The organism is Candidatus Epulonipiscium sp. (assembly GCA_012519205.1).
GTDB lineage: Bacteria > Bacillota > Clostridia > Lachnospirales > Defluviitaleaceae > JAAYQR01.
The window spans coordinates 56,140-74,344 of record JAAYQR010000010.1; the positions used below are offsets into that span (position 1 = coordinate 56,140).

The window sequence follows — 18,205 nt, forward strand, 5'->3', positions numbered from 1 at the left end:
GGCGTTACTTCGTAACGCTTTTTATTTGAAAGGATGATTCTAGTGACAAAAACAAATCCAAGGGAAATAGCCATTCTTGTCCTAGCGGAAGTTATGGAAAATGAGGCTTATAGCAATATATCTCTTAGAGAAAAACTTTCAAAATATAGCGATTTAACTCCTTTAGATAAAGCCTTTATTACAGAGATAGTCCATGGGACTATTAGGTATTTGATTACGATTGATTATATTATTAATCAGTATTCAAAGACTAAAATCAATAAAATGAAACCCTTAATCCTAAATATACTTAGGTGTGGGGTTTATCAGATTATATTTATGACCAAAGTTCCATCTTTTGCTGCCTGTAATGAATCCGTAGAGATTGCAAAAAGAAGAGGCTTAAGGGGACTATCGGGTTTTGTAAATGGGGTATTAAGAAACATTGCGAGAAACTCAAAAGCTATAAGCTATCCAAATCCCTATAAGGATTTTTCCATGTATTTATCAGTTTATTATTCTTATCCTAAATGGTTAATAGATTATTGGCTTGATACCTATTCACCACAGTTTGTAGAAGATTTATGCAGGGGCTCTAATAAAAGTCCGGTGGTTTCTATCAGATGCAATACTTTAAAAACAAATAAAGAAGATTTAATGAAAACCCTTTCTAAGGAGGATGTAGTAGTATACGATGGAGTTTATTCAAAAGAAGCTCTGGGTATTTCAAAAACATCGGCAATTAACGAATTGCCTTCCTTCAAACAAGGATTGTTTCAAGTACAGGACGAAAGTTCCATGTTAGTAGGCCATATATTAAATCCTAAGCCTAGGGATAATATTCTTGATGTATGTTCTGCTCCTGGGGGCAAGGCAACCCATTGCGGGGAGCTTATGAAAAATGAAGGCATAATATTTGCCAGGGATATTCATGAGCATAAACTGGATTTAATTAAATCCTCGGCACAGAGATTAGGTATTTCAATTATAAAAACCCAGCTTAAGGATGCCACTCAATTAGATGATACGATGGTTTCTAAGATGGACAGGGTTTTAATTGATGCCCCTTGTTTAGGGCTTGGGATTATTCGCAAAAAACCAGATATAAAATACAAAAAAACCCCTAAGGATTTAGAAGATTTAATTGTTGTCCAAAGACAAATTTTATCTACTTGTTCCAAATATGTGAATGTGGGCGGAATTTTAGTATATAGTACTTGTACAATATCAAAAAGGGAAAACATTGAAAATATAGATTGGTTTACCCGTAATTTTGATTTTGAATTGGAGGATATTGATCCTTATCTCCCAGAAACCCTTAGGAGTGAAACTTCAAAAAAAGGATATATTCAGTTGTATCCTCATATTCATAATATCGATGGGTTTTTCATTGCAAGACTGAGGCGAAAGAGGTAGAAAAATGAACAAAATAGATATTGCTTCAAAAACCATAGAAGATTTAAAAAACCACATGGAAGAATTAGGTGAAAAACCTTTTCGCGGCGAGCAAATCTTTGAATGGATACATGGGAAAAGGGTTGAAGATATTGATAAAATGAGCAATCTTTCTAAAGAACTAAGGGGAAAAATCAAAGACAAATGGAAGCTTAATCTACTATCTATAGAAGAAAAGTATGTGTCACAAATTGATAAAACGACAAAATACTTGTTTGGATTACAAGATAATAATATAATAGAAAGTGTTTTGATGCATTACGATTATGGAAATACAGCTTGCATTTCATCGCAAGTAGGCTGTAGGATGGGATGTGCCTTTTGTGCCTCTACCTTAGGAGGATTGGTTCGCAATCTAACAGCAGGGGAGATGCTTAGGCAGATTTATCAAATAGAAAAGGACAGTGGCGAAAAGATATCCAATATTGTAATCATGGGTAGTGGCGAACCCTTGGACAATATGGAGCAGATTCTTTTATTTATTGATTTAATCAATAATCCCAAAGGAGCTAATATCGGCCAAAGACATATTACCCTTTCAACTTGTGGTTTGGTAGACAAAATGTATATTCTAGCAGATAAAAAGTTGCAAATCACTTTGGCAGTGTCTTTACATGCCCCTAATGATTCCATAAGGAATGAAATGATGCCCATATCTAAAAAGTATTCTATGGAGAAACTTTTAGAGGCATGTGTTTATTATACCAAGGTTACCCATAGGAGAATCACTTTTGAATATGCACTTATCAATCAGGTTAATGATAAAAAAGAACATGCCCATGAATTGGGCAAAAAATTAAAAGGTCTCTTATGCCATGTTAATTTAATTCCAATGAACCCCGTAAAGGAAATTAATCTCAAAGAAAGTACAACAAAAGCTATCAATGAATTTTTAAATATCCTAAAATCCTATGGAATAGAGACCACAGTACGAAGAAAATTAGGAAGTGATATCTATGCTGCCTGTGGTCAATTAAGAAGAAGGTATCTAAATAAGAAATGAGGTGAGTCTATGATATCAGCAGGACGGTGTCATATAGGAAAACATAGAGAAAATAACGAGGATGCTATCTTTATCCATAATACCCGTTTTGGATGTCTTCCTAATATTTACATCGTTGCGGATGGAATGGGGGGGCATCAAGCGGGGGAAAAAGCCAGCTCCTTAGCAATACAAAGTTTTTGTAATTATATTCACGAAAATAGGGAAGAAGATATTTCACATGATAATATTCAATCTTTCCTAATCGATGCAATAGGAAGTGCAAATGATGCAGTTCACAAAAAATCTATGGAAAACGAATTTTTAAAGGGAATGGGAACCACTTTCTTAGTATCGGTTATAATAGACGAATACGTTTATGTTGCCCATGTAGGAGATAGTAGACTATATATTATAGAAGGAAATGATATCCATCAATTGACTATGGATCATTCCTTTGTGGAAGAAATGGTTCGAAAGGGTACTCTTTCGCAATCGGAAGCCAAAAACCATCCTAGGCGAAATGTTATTACAAGGGCTGTAGGAACAAATTTTCATGTTGATGTGGATACCTATGCATACAAAATAGATAAGACTTCATTTATACTTATGTGTTCAGATGGACTTTCAAATATGGTAAAGAATCAAGATATTATACATATTATTAAAAACAATAGTGACATAGAAAAAATAGCCCAGGCATTAGTTGATAAGGCTAACCAAAACGGGGGATTTGATAATATTTCAGTAATCCTTATTAAGGGGATGGAAGGAAGGTGAGACGATGCTGCAGCAAGGAACTGTATTAAGTAGTAGGTATGAAATCATTGAAAAAATCGGCGCAGGAGGCATGTCTGTTGTATACAAGGCAAAATGCAATAAACTACAGCGCTATGTAGCAATAAAGGTATTGCGGGAAGAATTTGTCACAGATGAGCAATTTGTATCTAGGTTTAGGGTAGAGGCTCAGGCAGCTGCAAGTTTATCCCATCCTAATATTGTAGGAATCTATGATGTAGGAAACGAAGACAATATACATTATATCGTAATGGAATATATCCATGGGGAAACCCTAAAAGAAACTATTGCTAGTAATGCTCCTTTTTCGTCACCTAAGGTTTTAAGTATAGCAATGGATATTGCATCTGCCCTGCAGCATGCTCATAAAAAGAATATCATTCACAGAGATATAAAGCCCCAAAATATACTTATTACTGATGAAGGAGTTTTGAAGGTTGCAGATTTTGGGATTGCTAGAACCCTAGATTCTTCTACTGTAGTAACAACGGGAAAAGCCATTGGTTCCGTACATTATTTTTCCCCAGAACAGGCAAGGGGAGGCTATGTAGATAAAAATAGTGATATCTATTCTTTGGGAATTGTAATGTATGAAATGGCGACTAAAACCCTTCCCTTTGAAGGAGAAAGTCCTGTTACTGTTGCCCTAAAGCATATTAATGAGGAAATTCCTTCCCCAAGAAGTATAAATACCGATATATCCTCTAGTCTGGAAGATATTATCATGAAATCAACTCAGAAAAGACCTGAGAATAGATACAAATCCGTTGATGAAATGATTAAGGATATGGAAAGTTCCCTGCAACATCCTAATGGAAATTTTGTAAAAAAATCAGGGATGGAAAACTCCCCTACTATTCAAATGACAGAAAATGAAATGAAACTATTAAGGGGAGAGCCAAAAAACTCCCCTTATGAAAAACTAGATACCATTCCAAAAGCAAGTATAGCACCTATCGAAGAGGAAAAGAACCCTAGGGAAAAATGGGTTACTGTGGGGGCAATATTCACCTCAGTGATTTTAATTATAGTGATTAGTGCAATTGGCATTGGTTATATTAAAGATTATTTAGAACCAAAGGTTGTTATGGTACCGCCACTTATAAATATGACATTTGAAGATGCGGATGAATTCCTTAAGGAAAAACAATTAATATTAGTAAGAGGCAAAGAAGTTTACGATGAAAATATTGAAGAAGGTAAAATCGTTTCTCAAGACCCAATAGAAGGAACCGTCATTAATTTTGACAGCAAGGTAGTAGTAAATATTAGCAAAGGTTTCGAGACCTTTGAGGTGCCCGACGTAGAATCCTTAGACTACGATACTGCCATAATGCTATTAGAAAAATATTTCAGTGTTAAAATAAGTCCGGAATATAATGATACGGTAGAAGAAAACTATATTATTTCTCAGGACCCAAGACCACGGACTAAACTTAGGGCTGGGGAGACGGTTACTATAGTGGTAAGCCGCGGGGAAGAAATAATAACTGTCCCTGTGCCTTATGTAGTTAAACTATCGGAGGAAGCGGCAAAAAATCAGCTTAAAAACTCCGGCCTTAGGTTTAAAATAAGTTATGTTCCAAGTAGCGAAGTAGAAAAAGGTTATGTAATTAGTCAAGGAGTAGCCGAAGGAGAAATGGTTAAAGAAGGATTTGAAATAGATTTGGTGGTAAGTGAAGGGATTGAAGAAGAACCAGCAGATACAGACATCGGTGGACCGATTGAAAAGTATATAGAAATATCAGCTCCCCTTAATGCAGATACGACCACATTCCATGTAAGAGTCAGATTAAATGGGGAGAATAGATTTATTTATGAAAACACCCACGATATTTCAGAGTTTCCTTTACAAATTCCAGTAATAGGAGAAGGGGAAGGGTATATTGAAATATACATTAATGATAACATACAATATAAAGAACCCATCGAATTCAAATAGCATGGAGGACACTGTATGATAATAGGAACTATTGTCAAAGGGATTGCCGGATTTTACTATGTAAAGGTGGAAGATAAAATATTTGAATGTAAGGCCAGGGGAGTATTTAGAAACATCAATCTCACTCCTTTTGTAGGGGACGAAGTAAAAATTGAAATAGGTGAAAGCGGGCAAGATGGAAAGATTGTTGAAATTTTGCCACGAAAGAATCTTCTAATTCGTCCCCCGGTTTCTAATGCCGACCAGGTAATTATAGTCTTTGCTGCTAAAAATCCGGAACCTAACCTCCATCTTTTAGACAGATTTTTAATTTTGGTTGAAGAACAAGGCCTAAAACCATGTATATGCATAAATAAGATAGATATTGATGAGGAAGAAAACTTCAAAAATATGCAATCTGTATATAAAAAAGCAGGATATAAGGTTTTATTATCCAGTGCCCGTATGGGATTGGGTATTGACGGGATAAAAAATGAGCTAATAAATAAAAATACTGTTTTTGCAGGCCCTTCAGGAGTGGGAAAATCTTCTTTACTTAACTGCATTGATTCTACCTTGAAACTAAAAACTGGAGTAATAAGCGAGAAAATAAAAAGAGGAAAACATACCACAAGACATGTGGAACTTTTGCCCTTAAAAGAAGGGGGCTTTATACTAGATACCCCAGGATTTAGTTCCCTATCCTTAGAACATATAAAGCTTCCTAATCTCCAATATTTCTATAAGGAGTTTACGCCATATAATGAAGACTGTAAATTTTCAAAATGCAGTCATATCCATGAGCCGCAATGTAAGGTTAGGGAAAAAGTCGAAGAAGGTATGATCGATAGAGAAAGATATAATCGCTATAAATTCATATATGAGGAATTGGAAATTGCAGAAAAAAGGAGATGGTAGACATGATAAAATTGGCACCATCAATATTAGCGGCTGATTTTTCACAATTAAAAGATGATGTACAACTGGTGGAAGAAGGAGGGGGGCATCTTATACATATAGATGTTATGGATGGTCATTTTGTTCCTAATATCACCTTTGGCCCCCCTGTCATTAAAAGCATAAGAAAACATACCCAACTCCCATTTGATGTTCATCTCATGATTACAAATCCTGAGCGGTACATTAAGGAATTTTTTAATGCAGGAGCAAATATAATAACAGTACACCAAGAAGCTTGTACCCATTTACATAGGACTATCCAGAGCATTAAAGAATTAGGGATAAAAGCTGGGGTTGCCCTAAATCCTGCAACGGATTTAGGCACCTTAAAGTATATCCTTTCGGATATTGATAGGGTTCTTATTATGTCGGTGAACCCAGGGTTTGGAGGACAAAGTTTTATTTTGCAATGCCTAGATAAAATAAAGGAACTCTCAGAGTGCATCAAAGCCAATGGATTATCGGTGGAAATCGAGGTAGATGGGGGAGTAGATTTAAGCAATGCAGAAGAACTAATAAAAGCAGGAACCGATATCCTTGTAGCAGGTTCGGCAATATACAACACCCCTAATCCCAAAGATTCAATCGAGGAATTTTTAAAGTTATTTGAAAAACTTGGAGGCAGATGATGAATATATTAATATTTGCCGGTGGTAATATAAGGGATTATTCCTTTTGCAATTCATATGTTAATCAAGCAGATTGTATCATATGTGCAGATAAAGGGATGGAACATGCCAAAAATATGAACCTATTACCGGATTTGATTGTAGGAGATTTTGACTCCGCCTCGGAGGAAGCTATAGCCTTTTATAAAAACAAATCCGTTCCCTTTAAAACATTTCCAACGGAAAAAGACAAGACAGATACTGAATTAGCCTTAGAATACGCTATCCATAAGGGGGCTAAACAGATATGGATTGTCGGGGGGATAGGTTCTCGCATGGATCATACCCTAGGTAATATTCATTTGCTTTATTTAAGCCTAAAAAGCAAGATACCGGCAACCCTCATAGATGCGCACAATCAAATTCACTTAATTGATGATAGAATTACTATAGTAGGAAACAAAAATGATTATGTATCTTTAATCCCCTTTTCCTTGGAAGTTACAGGGGTATCTACTAAGGGATTATATTACCCCTTAGAAAATGCCATTTTGCGAGGGGGAAGTTCCTATGGGGTAAGCAATGCAATTACTGATTCCAAGGCTTTTATAACTATCAAATCCGGTTTGCTTTTAGTTATTAAATCAAAGGAATTATAAATGGTCTCAACTTTGTTGAGGCCATTTATAATTCACATATTTAATATCCTTAGAATAAACTATACTAAATAATATTGAAGAGGGGAAAGGTATGAGGAAAAGAGTATTTGGCTTAACTCTTCTAGCGATAGGAATCGGGATGCTTCTTGTTTTCCTTCTTCCCGGGACAGGATTTGTAATTACTGCATCAATAATATGTATTTTCTTAGGATATTTATTAATGAATAACTATTGATGGAGGTGGGAAGCTTGAGAATTATGGTAATAAAAATGCCTAAACTAATTGGTTCAATAATCAAGAAAATGTGCGGAATAAAGTCAAATTAAAAAAGTGTGCAAATGCACACTTTTTTAATTGTAATTATTTGTTTAGTTAGCGCGGGTTACTGTGTTAGAACGTAAACATCTTGTACATACATGTAATGTTTTTCTAGCTCCATTAACCAATACTTTGACATTTTTAATATTTGGTTTCCATTTTTTATTTGATCTTCTATGGGAGTGACTCACCTGAATGCCGAAGTGAGCACTTTTTTGACATATATCGCATTTTGCCATCGCAAACACCTCCTTTAGGTTCCGTAACCGTGACACAACAAAGATATTCTATCAGATAGTACAAAATAATGCAAGAAAAAATATATCTTTTATTATTGACAATTTCATTTTGAAAATGCAGAAAGAATGGTATAATATATAGTAAGGATTTATTATATCATAAAAGTAAAAAGAATGATATTTCAGGAGGGTTTAATATGGCTGGTAAATTAATGAATGAATACGGGAATATTTTCATAGAAGAAGAAGTCATTGCCCGTATAGCTGGTCTAACAGCTATGGAATGCTATGGTATTGTGGGAATGGCAACTAAAAATGTTACGGATGGATTGGTTCAGCTGCTTAGAAAAGAAAGTTTAACAAAAGGAATTAAAGTATATATAAATGATAACAGTGTTATAATGGATTTTCATGTTATCGTAGAATACGGCACCAATATATCCGCAGTTGCAGATAACTTGATTGCTACAGTCAAGTATAAAGTGGAAGAATTCATAGGTCTTAAAGTTGATAAAATTAATATTTTTGTTGAAGGTGTCAGAGTAGACAATTAATTGATACAAAGGAGGCAGCAAGGTGAGTATTTCAAATATAGATGGAGCATTACTAAAACGAATGATGATTGCCGGGGCAAATCATCTAGAAAAAAACAAACAAATAGTAGATGAACTTAATGTATTCCCTGTTCCCGATGGAGACACAGGAACTAATATGTCTCTTACAGTCTTAGCAGCAGCAAGGGAAGTTGAAAAAATCGAATCCCAAAATATCCATGAAATAGCAAAGGCAGCAGCTTCAGGTTCTCTAAGAGGGGCTAGGGGAAATTCAGGGGTTATTTTATCCCAGTTATTTAGAGGCTTTTCTAAGGGCCTTCAAGATTATGAGCTAATCGACACAGCTGCCCTGGCGAATGCCTTTAAAATAGGAGTTAAAACTGCATATAAAGCAGTTATGAAGCCTAAGGAGGGTACCATATTAACAGTGGCTAGGGAAGCAGCGGAAAAAGCGGCTGAATTAGCAATAGAAACGAAGAACATAGAGGAATTTTTAAAAAAGGTACTTGTTCATGCTCATATTGTTCTTGCAAAGACTCCAGATATGCTTCCGGTTTTAAAACAAGCAGGGGTGGTTGACGCAGGGGGAAGGGGATTATTGTATATCCTAGAGGGGGCTGTAGCAGTCATTAATAGCACAGAAGATATTTCTTTAGAAGAAAGTATCAAAAAAGCAGTCAGTGGCACTCCGGCCTTTTCCGCCTTAGCATCCATAAGTCATGAGGATATTACATTTGGATATTGTACCGAATTTATCATTAATTCGTCTAATACAAATGATAAAATGGTTGGTAGTCTAAGGGATTATTTAAATACAATCGGAGATTCCATAGTTGTTGTATCCGATGAAGAGGTAATTAAGGTTCATGTGCATACCAATCACCCAGGGCAGGCAATTGAAAAGGGTTTATCCATAGGGACTTTAACGAATATGAAAATAGATAATATGCGAGAACAGCATACAAATAAAGTTGTAATAGAAGAAATAACCACCCCAGAACTTAAAGAAACAAAGCCCATAGGATTTATAGCAGTTTCTACTGGTGAAGGAATAAAAGAAATATTTATGGGATTAGGCGTTGATTATGTAATACAAGGGGGTCAAACAATGAACCCTAGTACGGAGGATATCCTTAATGCCGTAGATAAAGTAAATGCTGAAAAGGTAGTTATCCTTCCCAATAATAAAAATATTATTTTAGCAGCGGAGCAGGCGCAAAAACTAGTGGAAGAAAAAGAAATATGGGTTGTTCCATCTAAGACTGTTCCCCAAGGAATAGCAGCTATGATAGGGTATGAGCCTAACCGCAATATGGAGGATACCCTAAAATCTATGAATGAAAGTATGTCCTATGTAACAACTGGACAAATTACCTTTGCCGTTAGGGATACATCTATTGGTGATAGGAATATAAAAGAAGGAAATATCCTTGGAATAGTAGAGGGGGATATAGTTGTCGTTTCTGAGAAATTAGAAGAGGCTACTAAAGAACTTATTGATAATATTATAGATGATGATAGCGAAATAGTAAGTATTTATTATGGAGAAGATGTGGAAGAAGACGGAGCAGATAAAATAAAAGAGTATATCGAAGAAAATTATCCCGATTGTGAAGTAGAAATACATTATGGAGGACAGCCTCTTTACTATTATATTTTCTCAGTGGAATAAAACTATTTTTAAGGGAGCTTTTACATGCATCTTTCAGATTCCGTCCAAACCGTTAAAGGGGTAGGGGAACAAACATTAAAGAAACTAAATAAATTAAACATATACACGGTGGAGGAACTTTTATACCATTTCCCAAGGGAACATGAAGATAGAACACAAATTAAGAAAATAAGGGATATAGCCTATAATGAATCCAATACTATATTAGCTAAAATATGTACTATGCCGCAAAATATGAAAATCGGAAAACAAATCTTAACCAAGGTAGGCTTAAGGGATGAAACGGGAAGTATTTTTGGTATTTGGTATGGGCAGCCCTACTTAAAAAAACAATTTAAACTTAACGATGCTTATATTTTTACAGGAAAAATAGTTTATAAATATGGACAGATTCAAATGGAATCCCCGGAATACGAAAAGTTCAGCAATCACACTATATCTACGGGAAGAATTGTACCAATTTATCCTACTACCTATAAATTATCTCAAAAGGTAATCAGGCAGATTATTCTCAATGCCATAAAAGAAACACAAAATCAATTGGTCGAATTTTTACCTAAATGGATTCGTAAACAATACAAATTGGCAGATCATAATTATGCTATTTACAATATTCACTTTCCCGAATCCAACGAAGGGTTTTTCATAGCGAGAAACCGCCTTGTATTCGGGGAACTTTTTTTGCTTCAAACCGCTTTAATGAAGATAAAAAGTCAAATTGGGCAAAATAAAAAAGGAATTATATTTAAACTTCCCACCGAGATAAATTCCTTTGTAGATAAGCTTCCTTTTAAACTCACCAATGCACAACAAAGAGTCTTTGGTGAAATCAAAGAAGATATGAAAAACGATAAAATTATGAATCGATTAGTTCAAGGGGATGTTGGCTCAGGGAAAACTATAATTGCTGCCTTAGCTTTATTCGTTGCCGTAAGAAATGGGTATCAAGGGGTTATGATGGCACCAACGGAGGTTTTGACCACACAGCATTATAATGGCTTACTTTCTTTATTAGAAAAACATAATATCAAAACGGGACTCCTAACAGGTTCCCTTTCTAAAAAGAAAAAAGAGGCCTTATTAGGAGAACTAGAAAGAGGAGAAGTGGATATCGTATTTGGTACCCATGCCCTCATAGAAGGTAATGTTCAATTTAAAAATTTAGGATTGGTAATCACTGATGAGCAGCACCGCTTTGGAGTTAGGCAAAGAGCAATCTTATCTGAAAAAGGAAATAATCCAGATGTTATTATTATGACGGCAACCCCTATTCCTAGGACTCTAGCCCTTATCCTATACGGGGACTTAGATATCTCCATTATTGATGAACTTCCACCAGGAAGGCAAAATATTGACACATATAGTGTAGATACTTCCTATAGACATAGAATTTATAAATTTATAGAAAAAGAAATTATAAGTGGAAGACAGGCTTATATTATTTGTCCAATGGTAGAAGAATCTGAAAACGATGAACTTCAATCGGTAGTTTCTTATACTGAGAAAGTCAGAAAGGAACTTACTGGAATCACCATAGATTATCTCCATGGCAAAATGCGCCCTAAGGAAAAACAGAAAATAATGGATGCATTTTTAAAAGGTGAAATACAAGTGTTGGTATCGACGACAGTAGTGGAAGTTGGAGTTAATATTCCTAATGCCACCATCATGCTTATTGAAAATGCTGAACGTTTTGGATTGGCACAACTCCACCAGCTCCGGGGAAGAGTTGGGAGGAGCTCTTACAAATCCTACTGTATACTAATTACCGATTCTAAGAGTAAATTAACTGCTCAAAGAATGAAGGTAATGAGACAGACCAATAGTGGCTTTGAAATCTCGGAAACAGACCTTAAACTCAGGGGTCCCGGAGAGTTTTTTGGGACCAGACAGCATGGGCTTCCGGAATTTAAAATTGCCAATTTATATAAAGATATTCCTATTTTAAAAAATGCTCAAGAGGCCGCTGCCAAATTATTGTTGATGGATCCTAATCTTGAAATGAAAGAACATAAACAGTTAAAACAAAAAATAGACCTACTCTTTAATGAAGAAAGTATAAAAATTTCTTTATAATAATTCTAGAATTTAACAATCATATTCGACAAAAATCTGCACATAATACTAGTGTGCCACCAGTGGTGCTAAATAAAGAATATAAATTAAAGGAGGCTATTAATATGGCAAGCAGAGGAAATAGAAATGTAGTACCTCAAGCAAAGGCCGCTCTAGATCAATTTAAATTTGAAATAGCTAACGAAATTGGTGTTCCTTTAAAACAAGGGTATAACGGAGACTTAACCTCCGCACAAAATGGTTCTGTTGGTGGATACATGGTTAAGAAAATGATTGAAGCACAGGAACGTCAAATGGCACAAAATACAAATCTTCAATAAATATAATATTTAAAAAGGAATGATAGTTGCTATCATTCCTTTTTAAATAGATAAAAATACATCGATTAATAAATAATCGATGTATTAAAGGGAGAGGAGAAATAAAAGAAGAATATTAAGGGGATTCACTAATATTATGTACATAAGAATTGACATTTATTCAGTTTATTATTAAATTATAATAAAGGGAAAAATAATATATCAAAAACCTGTTAAAAAGACTGGTTTTAGGCTTTGCCAAATAATTGTATTTAAATTCAGTTTCTATAGTAGGAGGTGGAAGATTGAGAGTAATCAGTGGTAGCGCAAGGGGACATAAATTAAAATCTCCTAGTGGAATAGAAACGCGCCCAACATCTGATAAAAATAAGGAATCCCTATTTAATATAATTGCAGGAGACCTTTATGGGTGTTCATTTTTAGATTTATATAGTGGTACGGGGGCAATAGGTATAGAAGCTTTAAGCAGAGGAGCTAAAAAAGTCGTGTTTATAGATCAGTCTCCCTTATGTAAAGCCATTATAAAAGAAAACTTAGAGCATACCAAATTAGACACTCGGGCTATGGTATATCAATCTAATGTTCATTTAGGATTGGGAATATTAAAAGATAAAAAAGAAGTTTTTGATATTATTTTTATGGATCCCCCTTATGCCGAGGATGAAATAGAGGAAGTAGTTAATAAGATTAAAGATTATCGACTTCTTTCCCCTTCTGGGTATATTATTATTGAACATTCTTCAAAAAAGCTTATACTAAATATGTACAAGTTTATTTTATGGAAAGAAAAAAGATATAAGACTGCAACGATGACTTTTTTGAAGTTACTGGAGGAGTAGTTATGAGAATAGGTATTTATCCGGGAAGCTTTGATCCTGCTACTTATGGGCATCTTGACATTATTAGTAGGGCTTCCCGTTTAGTGGATATATTAATTGTAGGGGTATTGTCCAATGTTAGAAAACAACCTCTTTTAACAGTGGAAGAACGGATTGGACTTTTAAAAGATATTACCCGTCATTTTCCCAATGTGAAGGTGGAGGCCTTTTCGGGGTTACTTGTAGATTTTGCCGTTCAAAAAAATGCCAGCATTATTATAAGGGGTTTAAGGGCGGTAACGGATTTTGAATATGAACTACAAATGGCCCAATCCAATCGAAATTTATCTAAAGATATTGAAACTATTTTTCTTGCTACAAATGTGCAATATTCATTTTTAAGTTCTAGTATTGTAAAAGAAATCGCAGAATTTGGGGGAAATGTCGATTCATTAGTCCCCCCAAAAGTTGCAGAATACATACAGACAAAATACATGTGAGGTGGGGTATTATGGATAGTATTTTACAATTGTTAGAGGTAATCGAGGATATATTAGATGGAAGCAGTGCGGTTCCTTTTACAGGGAAGGTTATGGTAGATAAAGAGGAATTATATGAAATCATTACGGATATAAGACTTAAGCTTCCTAATGAAATCAAGCAATCAAAATGGGTAATTGAAGAACGAAACAAAATCTTAATCGATGCCCAAAAGGAAGCCGAAAATACCTTAAAAGAGGCGGATGCCAAATTATCTAAATTAGTCGATGAACATGAGATTACAAAAAGGGCCTATGAGCAAGCAGAAGAAATCATCGAAAGCGCAAAACAAAATGCAAGAGAAATGCGTTTAGGGGCTATAGACTATGTAGATGAAATCTTATCTGCAGTTGAAAACAAGGTAAAAATAACTTTAGAAGAAATACATAACGAAACTTCTCATTTAGAAGATGCCCTAGGAAAGACCGTTAATACCATATATACTAATCGTCAAGAACTAAGAGGAAATTCTAATAACTAATCAAGAATAAGTATTAGGATTTCCTCCTAAAAACCATCCTGACATTTATTAGTATAAAAAATACACATAAAAAGGCACAAATATGTGTCCAGGTTTGAAGCCATATATTGCTTTGATAGGTAGCTTGAAATAAGTTAAAAACCATTTTGGTCTGGTGGGTCAATCCTTCAATATAGGGATAAAAAATCATCGTGTACACAAAAGCAAGGATGGCCTGAAAAATTTTAGATAGGGCATAAATAGGGGGCTTGATATCTGAATGGTTTATAACACTTAGTGTCTGGGTGAAAATCGAAATGCCTCCAAAGGCAATTACAAAATTTATTAAGGCCAATTGTTGGTATAAGGGAGCAGAAGATGCCCCTAAAATTTTAATGCCATTTGTAATTTCTATTATCCCAAGAACCAAGCCTGAAATGAGATCTTTATTAAAACCCATAAGATAGAATGGGAATTCAAGGAGCCTAGTCAATAAATCAAGGATTAAGAATTCCCTAAGAAGCTCAGATAGGACAGAAAATAATATAATAAAGCCTCCCACTTGAACAATAATTTCCATAGAGTGCATTATGCTTTCCTTAAGTATAAGACCTATTTTTTTAGGTTCTTTTTTTTGTTTAAGAATGATTTGATTGAGGGCCTTTTTAAAAAGGTTTTTATAGAAGGTTTTTTTGCAAGTAGTCTCCTTTTTATAAAATCTAAACACAATTCCCATGGACAAAGCAGACAAATAATGAATAAATAAAAGAAATAACCTTAACTCAGGTTTATTAAGGATACCCACCGATACAGCCCCTAATATAAATAGGGGTCCGCCATTATTCGAAAAAGTGATAAGACGCTGGGCCTCCACCCTTGTAATATTACCATTAGCCCTTAAATCGGCAGTAATTTTAGCGCCTATAGGGTAACCGGAAACAAGGCCCATAATCCAGGCAAAAGCTCCAATCCCTGGGACATTAAATAGGGGACGCATAATGGGTTCAAATAATACACCCATAAAATTAACGATACCCAGTTCAATCAATAAATAGGTACCCACCATAAAGGGAAATAAGGATGGAAGTACCGTATTAAACCATAGTAAAAGTCCATCTTTTGAAGATTCAAACACTGGCTTAGGATATATCAAGATACCAATTACTACAAAAGCTACAATCGATATAAAGATAACCTTAGAGGTTTCTATGGATTTATTTTTAGTATCCATCGCACTCCTCCTAATTTATTTTAGAAAGCCCAGGAATAGAAATATTATTATCATCCTTATTTATAGATATGTTATAGAATTATTTATTTATTACCATAACTTGTATCTAACATCCTAAGTTATTACTCTAGAATGATTAGGGGCTTAGAAAATTCTAGACCTATTGTTCTTTGATGAAAGTCGGGAAAATGAAGACTATATATATCCGTAGCCATTATTTCCTTTTCTAGCATCTTCTTAGGGAGCCCTTTAAAATCGTGAAAGGCCGATTTCATATTTGAAACAATGGGTAGCTTGGAATTTTGTTTTAGCGCTTTTAAAATATGGGTAGCGCTTTTTCTAAATCCTAATATACGTATATATTGTGGTCCACCGTTATTATGAAATTCCCAGAATTCCTCCTTACGGATTTGAAGCAGAGTATAAAGGAGGGTTCTTTGAATTTTTGTCATGGTATACCTTTTAGTTTTAACTTCCCTTAACAAATCCTCTATTTGATAATGATTCCTTGCGTAATTTTTGATTCTATGTTCTAACCCTTCCTCCATTTCCATAAAGCTCCTTAAATCATCGATGTTCAATGTCCTAAGAAGGTATTGGATTTCTGGAGAAAAATCATTGTAGTATACAGGCGCTAAGCCTTCATTTATTGCTCCCAGGAACAAATCAGCAGAGGTTTTGGGCATGGTCTTATAAAGGATATCCTTTTTAGAATTTTTAAGTGCGTACCTTATTCCCGTAGCCGATGCAATAGGTGAATCTATGCAAAGGGATTGATAAGGAGACCCCTTTCTTTTAATAGTAAAAGGCTTAATATTGCTATTTAAGGTTTTTAAAGCCTTTAGGTATTCGATGGCTAGGATATTATTGGGGGAAGATAGGATATGGTCTAATCCATCGGCTCCCCCTTTTTTTTCCATAGAATAAATTAGGGCCTTGCTTCTTGCAACAGGAAAGGATAGACCTTGAAGCAAATAGACTTTTAAAATTTCTTTAAATTCTTTTGATTCATTGTATAAAAAATCAGCCACTTGCGATAATAATTCTAAAAAGCCGTATTCGCTGCCAAAGCACACCGAATCAATAATCCCTGATTGATGAAGAAGTGATACGGCACCTAATGAAAAAAACTCCGCACTGGCTGTTGCATACATTAAGGGCAATTCTAAAACTAAATCTGCCCCTGCCTCTAAGGCCATAGTTGTACGTACCCATTTATCAACGATAGCAGGTTCACCCCGCTGAACAAAGTTTCCGCTCATAATTACAACGGAGGAGTCTGACTTGGTAATTTCTTTAGATTTTTGTAAATGATAAAGATGCCCATTATGAAATGGATTATATTCTGCAATCAAACCTACAGTTTTCATGAACAACCTCCAAGAGGGTATTTTAGTTTTATTATTCTATGAATGTTATTAGATGTCAATATATACTACAATCAAAGTCCTTCCCCAAAAAATATCTATTTATAAGATTAAAATAAAAACAACAAATCTTTCTTAAGACTATTGTATACAATGAACAAGTTGTTTATAATAGATACATGAATACAGTTGAGAGGAGAAACATTGTGAATTTCATACAATTTATCAAACAAAAAGCAAAAAGCGATAAAAAAACAGTTGTTTTACCAGAATCTCTAGATATAAGGACCCTAGAAGCAGCACAAACTATTTTAAAAGAGGAATTAGCAAATGTTGTATTAATTGGAAACAAGGGAGCTATATTAGAAAAATCAAGTGGCTTGGATATTTCAGGAGCCAAGATTATAGATCCTGATACATATGATAATATGAATGATTTTGTGGATACCCTAGTTGATTTAAGAAAGCATAAAGGGATGACTAAGGAAAATGCAGAGAAACTGCTTCTTAATCCCTTGTATCTTGGGGTAATGATGGTTAAAAAGGGTATAGCTGATGGTATGGTTGCTGGGGCAGTAAACTCTACAGCAGACGTTCTTAGGCCTTCCCTTCAAATATTAAAAACTGCACCTAATACAAAATTGGTTTCAGCGTTTTTTATAATGGTTGTTCCTGATTGTGACTACGGTGCCGATGGTACATTTATTTTTTCTGATGCAGGACTTGTTCCAAATCCGAATTCCGAGGAATTGGCTGCGATTGCCTTAAGTTCAGCTCAATCCTTTGAACAATTAGTTGGCAAAGAACCTGTTGTAGGTATGCTTTCCTTCTCGACAAAGGGTAGTGCCAGCCATCCCGATGTAGAAAAGGTAGTAGAGGCTACTAAAATAGCAAAAGAACTGGAGCCTACTTTAAGAATAGATGGAGAATTTCAACTGGATGCTGCCATAGTACCTAGTGTTGGGGCAAGCAAGGCTCCGGGAAATGATATTGCAGGCAAGGCCAATGTTCTTATATTTCCCGATTTGGACGCAGGTAATATTGGATATAAATTAACCCAAAGATTAGCAAAAGCTGAAGCCTATGGCCCTATTACCCAAGGGATTGCTAAACCGGTTAATGATTTATCAAGGGGCTGCAGTGCTGAAGATATTGTAGGAGTTGTAGCAATTACTGCTGTACAAGCCCAGCTATCTTAATAAAATCAATATATTCTTATTTTGGCGGTAGGATTATCTATAATATTT

The 18,205-nt window shown here is 35.0% G+C and carries 19 protein-coding genes; 16 read left to right on the top strand and 3 right to left on the bottom strand.

Features of this window, described 5'->3' with window-relative positions:
- Window positions 1-33: 33 nt before the first annotated feature.
- From rsmB to GX308_02480, 8 genes are all read left to right on the top strand, one after another.
- Window positions 34-1,395 (top strand): 16S rRNA (cytosine(967)-C(5))-methyltransferase RsmB, encoded by a 1,362-nt coding sequence (rsmB, locus tag GX308_02445; protein ID NLK20954.1) that lies wholly within the window; start codon window positions 34-36, stop codon window positions 1,393-1,395.
- 4 nt (window positions 1,396-1,399) lie between these two features.
- A complete protein-coding gene (rlmN, locus tag GX308_02450; protein NLK20955.1) occupies window positions 1,400-2,437 on the top strand; it encodes a 23S rRNA (adenine(2503)-C(2))-methyltransferase RlmN in 1,038 nt (345 codons plus the stop codon).
- Window positions 2,438-2,446: 9 nt separating this feature from the next.
- On the top strand, window positions 2,447-3,196 hold the full coding sequence (locus tag GX308_02455) for a Stp1/IreP family PP2C-type Ser/Thr phosphatase (GenBank protein ID NLK20956.1): 750 nt from the start codon (window positions 2,447-2,449) through the stop codon (window positions 3,194-3,196).
- Window positions 3,197-3,200: 4 nt separating this feature from the next.
- Complete coding sequence (gene pknB / locus GX308_02460) at window positions 3,201-5,156, top strand: Stk1 family PASTA domain-containing Ser/Thr kinase (GenBank protein ID NLK20957.1); 1,956 nt, start codon at window positions 3,201-3,203, stop codon at window positions 5,154-5,156.
- Window positions 5,157-5,174: 18 nt separating this feature from the next.
- Window positions 5,175-6,053 (top strand): ribosome small subunit-dependent GTPase A, encoded by an 879-nt coding sequence (gene rsgA, locus GX308_02465; protein ID NLK20958.1) that lies wholly within the window; start codon window positions 5,175-5,177, stop codon window positions 6,051-6,053.
- A 5-nt stretch (window positions 6,054-6,058) separates the two neighbouring features.
- The gene (locus GX308_02470) at window positions 6,059-6,724 is read left to right on the top strand and encodes a ribulose-phosphate 3-epimerase (protein NLK20959.1); all 666 of its coding nucleotides are present in this window, start codon (window positions 6,059-6,061) and stop codon (window positions 6,722-6,724) included.
- Entirely contained in the window at window positions 6,724-7,362 is a 639-nt protein-coding gene (locus GX308_02475) for a thiamine diphosphokinase (GenBank protein ID NLK20960.1), read from the top strand. The genes GX308_02470 and GX308_02475 overlap by 1 nt, the downstream gene beginning before the upstream one ends.
- A 91-nt stretch (window positions 7,363-7,453) precedes the next feature.
- Window positions 7,454-7,597 (top strand): hypothetical protein, encoded by a 144-nt coding sequence (locus GX308_02480; protein ID NLK20961.1) that lies wholly within the window; start codon window positions 7,454-7,456, stop codon window positions 7,595-7,597.
- 134 nt (window positions 7,598-7,731) lie between these two features.
- Here GX308_02480 and GX308_02485 read toward each other — a convergent pair whose 3' ends face one another.
- Window positions 7,732-7,920 carry a 50S ribosomal protein L28 gene (locus GX308_02485; protein NLK20962.1) on the bottom strand — a complete coding sequence of 63 codons (189 nt, stop codon included), beginning with the start codon at window positions 7,918-7,920 and terminating at the stop codon, window positions 7,732-7,734.
- A 197-nt stretch (window positions 7,921-8,117) separates the two neighbouring features.
- Between GX308_02485 and GX308_02490 the strand changes: the two genes are divergently transcribed.
- The 7 genes from GX308_02490 (at window position 8,118) to GX308_02520 (ending at window position 14,381) form a co-directional block, all read left to right on the top strand.
- The gene (locus GX308_02490; protein ID NLK20963.1) at window positions 8,118-8,474 is read left to right on the top strand and encodes an Asp23/Gls24 family envelope stress response protein; all 357 of its coding nucleotides are present in this window, start codon (window positions 8,118-8,120) and stop codon (window positions 8,472-8,474) included.
- 22 nt (window positions 8,475-8,496) lie between these two features.
- Entirely contained in the window at window positions 8,497-10,146 is a 1,650-nt protein-coding gene (locus GX308_02495; protein NLK20964.1) for a DAK2 domain-containing protein, read from the top strand.
- Between the two features lie 24 nt (window positions 10,147-10,170).
- Window positions 10,171-12,222: an ATP-dependent DNA helicase RecG gene (gene recG / locus GX308_02500; protein ID NLK20965.1), complete on the top strand. Its 2,052-nt coding sequence runs from the start codon at window positions 10,171-10,173 to the stop codon at window positions 12,220-12,222.
- A gap of 104 nt (window positions 12,223-12,326) precedes the next feature.
- Window positions 12,327-12,542 (top strand): alpha/beta-type small acid-soluble spore protein, encoded by a 216-nt coding sequence (locus GX308_02505; protein ID NLK20966.1) that lies wholly within the window; start codon window positions 12,327-12,329, stop codon window positions 12,540-12,542.
- A 284-nt stretch (window positions 12,543-12,826) separates the two neighbouring features.
- The gene (gene rsmD / locus GX308_02510) at window positions 12,827-13,381 is read left to right on the top strand and encodes a 16S rRNA (guanine(966)-N(2))-methyltransferase RsmD (GenBank protein NLK20967.1); all 555 of its coding nucleotides are present in this window, start codon (window positions 12,827-12,829) and stop codon (window positions 13,379-13,381) included.
- 2 nt (window positions 13,382-13,383) lie between these two features.
- Window positions 13,384-13,860 (top strand): pantetheine-phosphate adenylyltransferase, encoded by a 477-nt coding sequence (gene coaD / locus GX308_02515; protein ID NLK20968.1) that lies wholly within the window; start codon window positions 13,384-13,386, stop codon window positions 13,858-13,860.
- A gap of 11 nt (window positions 13,861-13,871) precedes the next feature.
- Entirely contained in the window at window positions 13,872-14,381 is a 510-nt protein-coding gene (locus GX308_02520; GenBank protein ID NLK20969.1) for an ATPase, read from the top strand.
- Window positions 14,382-14,394: 13 nt separating this feature from the next.
- On the opposite strand, the gene ylbJ is transcribed toward GX308_02520, so the two are convergent.
- Together ylbJ and GX308_02530 are read right to left on the bottom strand one after the other, a co-directional pair.
- The gene (ylbJ, locus tag GX308_02525; GenBank protein ID NLK20970.1) at window positions 14,395-15,591 is read right to left on the bottom strand and encodes a sporulation integral membrane protein YlbJ; all 1,197 of its coding nucleotides are present in this window, start codon (window positions 15,589-15,591) and stop codon (window positions 14,395-14,397) included.
- A gap of 122 nt (window positions 15,592-15,713) precedes the next feature.
- Window positions 15,714-16,961 (bottom strand): nucleotidyltransferase, encoded by a 1,248-nt coding sequence (locus GX308_02530; protein ID NLK20971.1) that lies wholly within the window; start codon window positions 16,959-16,961, stop codon window positions 15,714-15,716.
- Window positions 16,962-17,164: 203 nt separating this feature from the next.
- On the opposite strand from GX308_02530, the gene pta reads away from it, so the two are divergent.
- Window positions 17,165-18,157, top strand: coding sequence for a phosphate acetyltransferase (pta, locus tag GX308_02535; GenBank protein NLK20972.1), 993 nt, complete (start codon window positions 17,165-17,167; stop codon window positions 18,155-18,157).
- Window positions 18,158-18,205 lie beyond the last annotated feature (48 nt).

What these genes read in the sequence shown, in the direction of transcription:
- rsmB (NLK20954.1), top strand. Translation starts at nt 34, where the DNA reads ATGATTCTAGTGACAAAAACAAATCCAAGGGAAATAGCCATTCTTGTC.
- rlmN (NLK20955.1), top strand. Translation starts at nt 1,400, where the DNA reads ATGAACAAAATAGATATTGCTTCAAAAACCATAGAAGATTTAAAAAAC.
- GX308_02455 (NLK20956.1), top strand. Translation starts at nt 2,447, where the DNA reads ATGATATCAGCAGGACGGTGTCATATAGGAAAACATAGAGAAAATAAC.
- pknB (NLK20957.1), top strand. Translation starts at nt 3,201, where the DNA reads ATGCTGCAGCAAGGAACTGTATTAAGTAGTAGGTATGAAATCATTGAA.
- GX308_02475 (NLK20960.1), top strand. Translation starts at nt 6,724, where the DNA reads ATGAATATATTAATATTTGCCGGTGGTAATATAAGGGATTATTCCTTT.
- GX308_02480 (NLK20961.1), top strand. Translation starts at nt 7,454, where the DNA reads ATGAGGAAAAGAGTATTTGGCTTAACTCTTCTAGCGATAGGAATCGGG.
- GX308_02485 (NLK20962.1), bottom strand. Translation starts at nt 7,920, where the DNA reads ATGGCAAAATGCGATATATGTCAAAAAAGTGCTCACTTCGGCATTCAG.
- GX308_02490 (NLK20963.1), top strand. Translation starts at nt 8,118, where the DNA reads ATGGCTGGTAAATTAATGAATGAATACGGGAATATTTTCATAGAAGAA.
- recG (NLK20965.1), top strand. Translation starts at nt 10,171, where the DNA reads ATGCATCTTTCAGATTCCGTCCAAACCGTTAAAGGGGTAGGGGAACAA.
- GX308_02505 (NLK20966.1), top strand. Translation starts at nt 12,327, where the DNA reads ATGGCAAGCAGAGGAAATAGAAATGTAGTACCTCAAGCAAAGGCCGCT.
- coaD (NLK20968.1), top strand. Translation starts at nt 13,384, where the DNA reads ATGAGAATAGGTATTTATCCGGGAAGCTTTGATCCTGCTACTTATGGG.
- GX308_02520 (NLK20969.1), top strand. Translation starts at nt 13,872, where the DNA reads ATGGATAGTATTTTACAATTGTTAGAGGTAATCGAGGATATATTAGAT.
- ylbJ (NLK20970.1), bottom strand. Translation starts at nt 15,591, where the DNA reads ATGGATACTAAAAATAAATCCATAGAAACCTCTAAGGTTATCTTTATA.
- GX308_02530 (NLK20971.1), bottom strand. Translation starts at nt 16,961, where the DNA reads ATGAAAACTGTAGGTTTGATTGCAGAATATAATCCATTTCATAATGGG.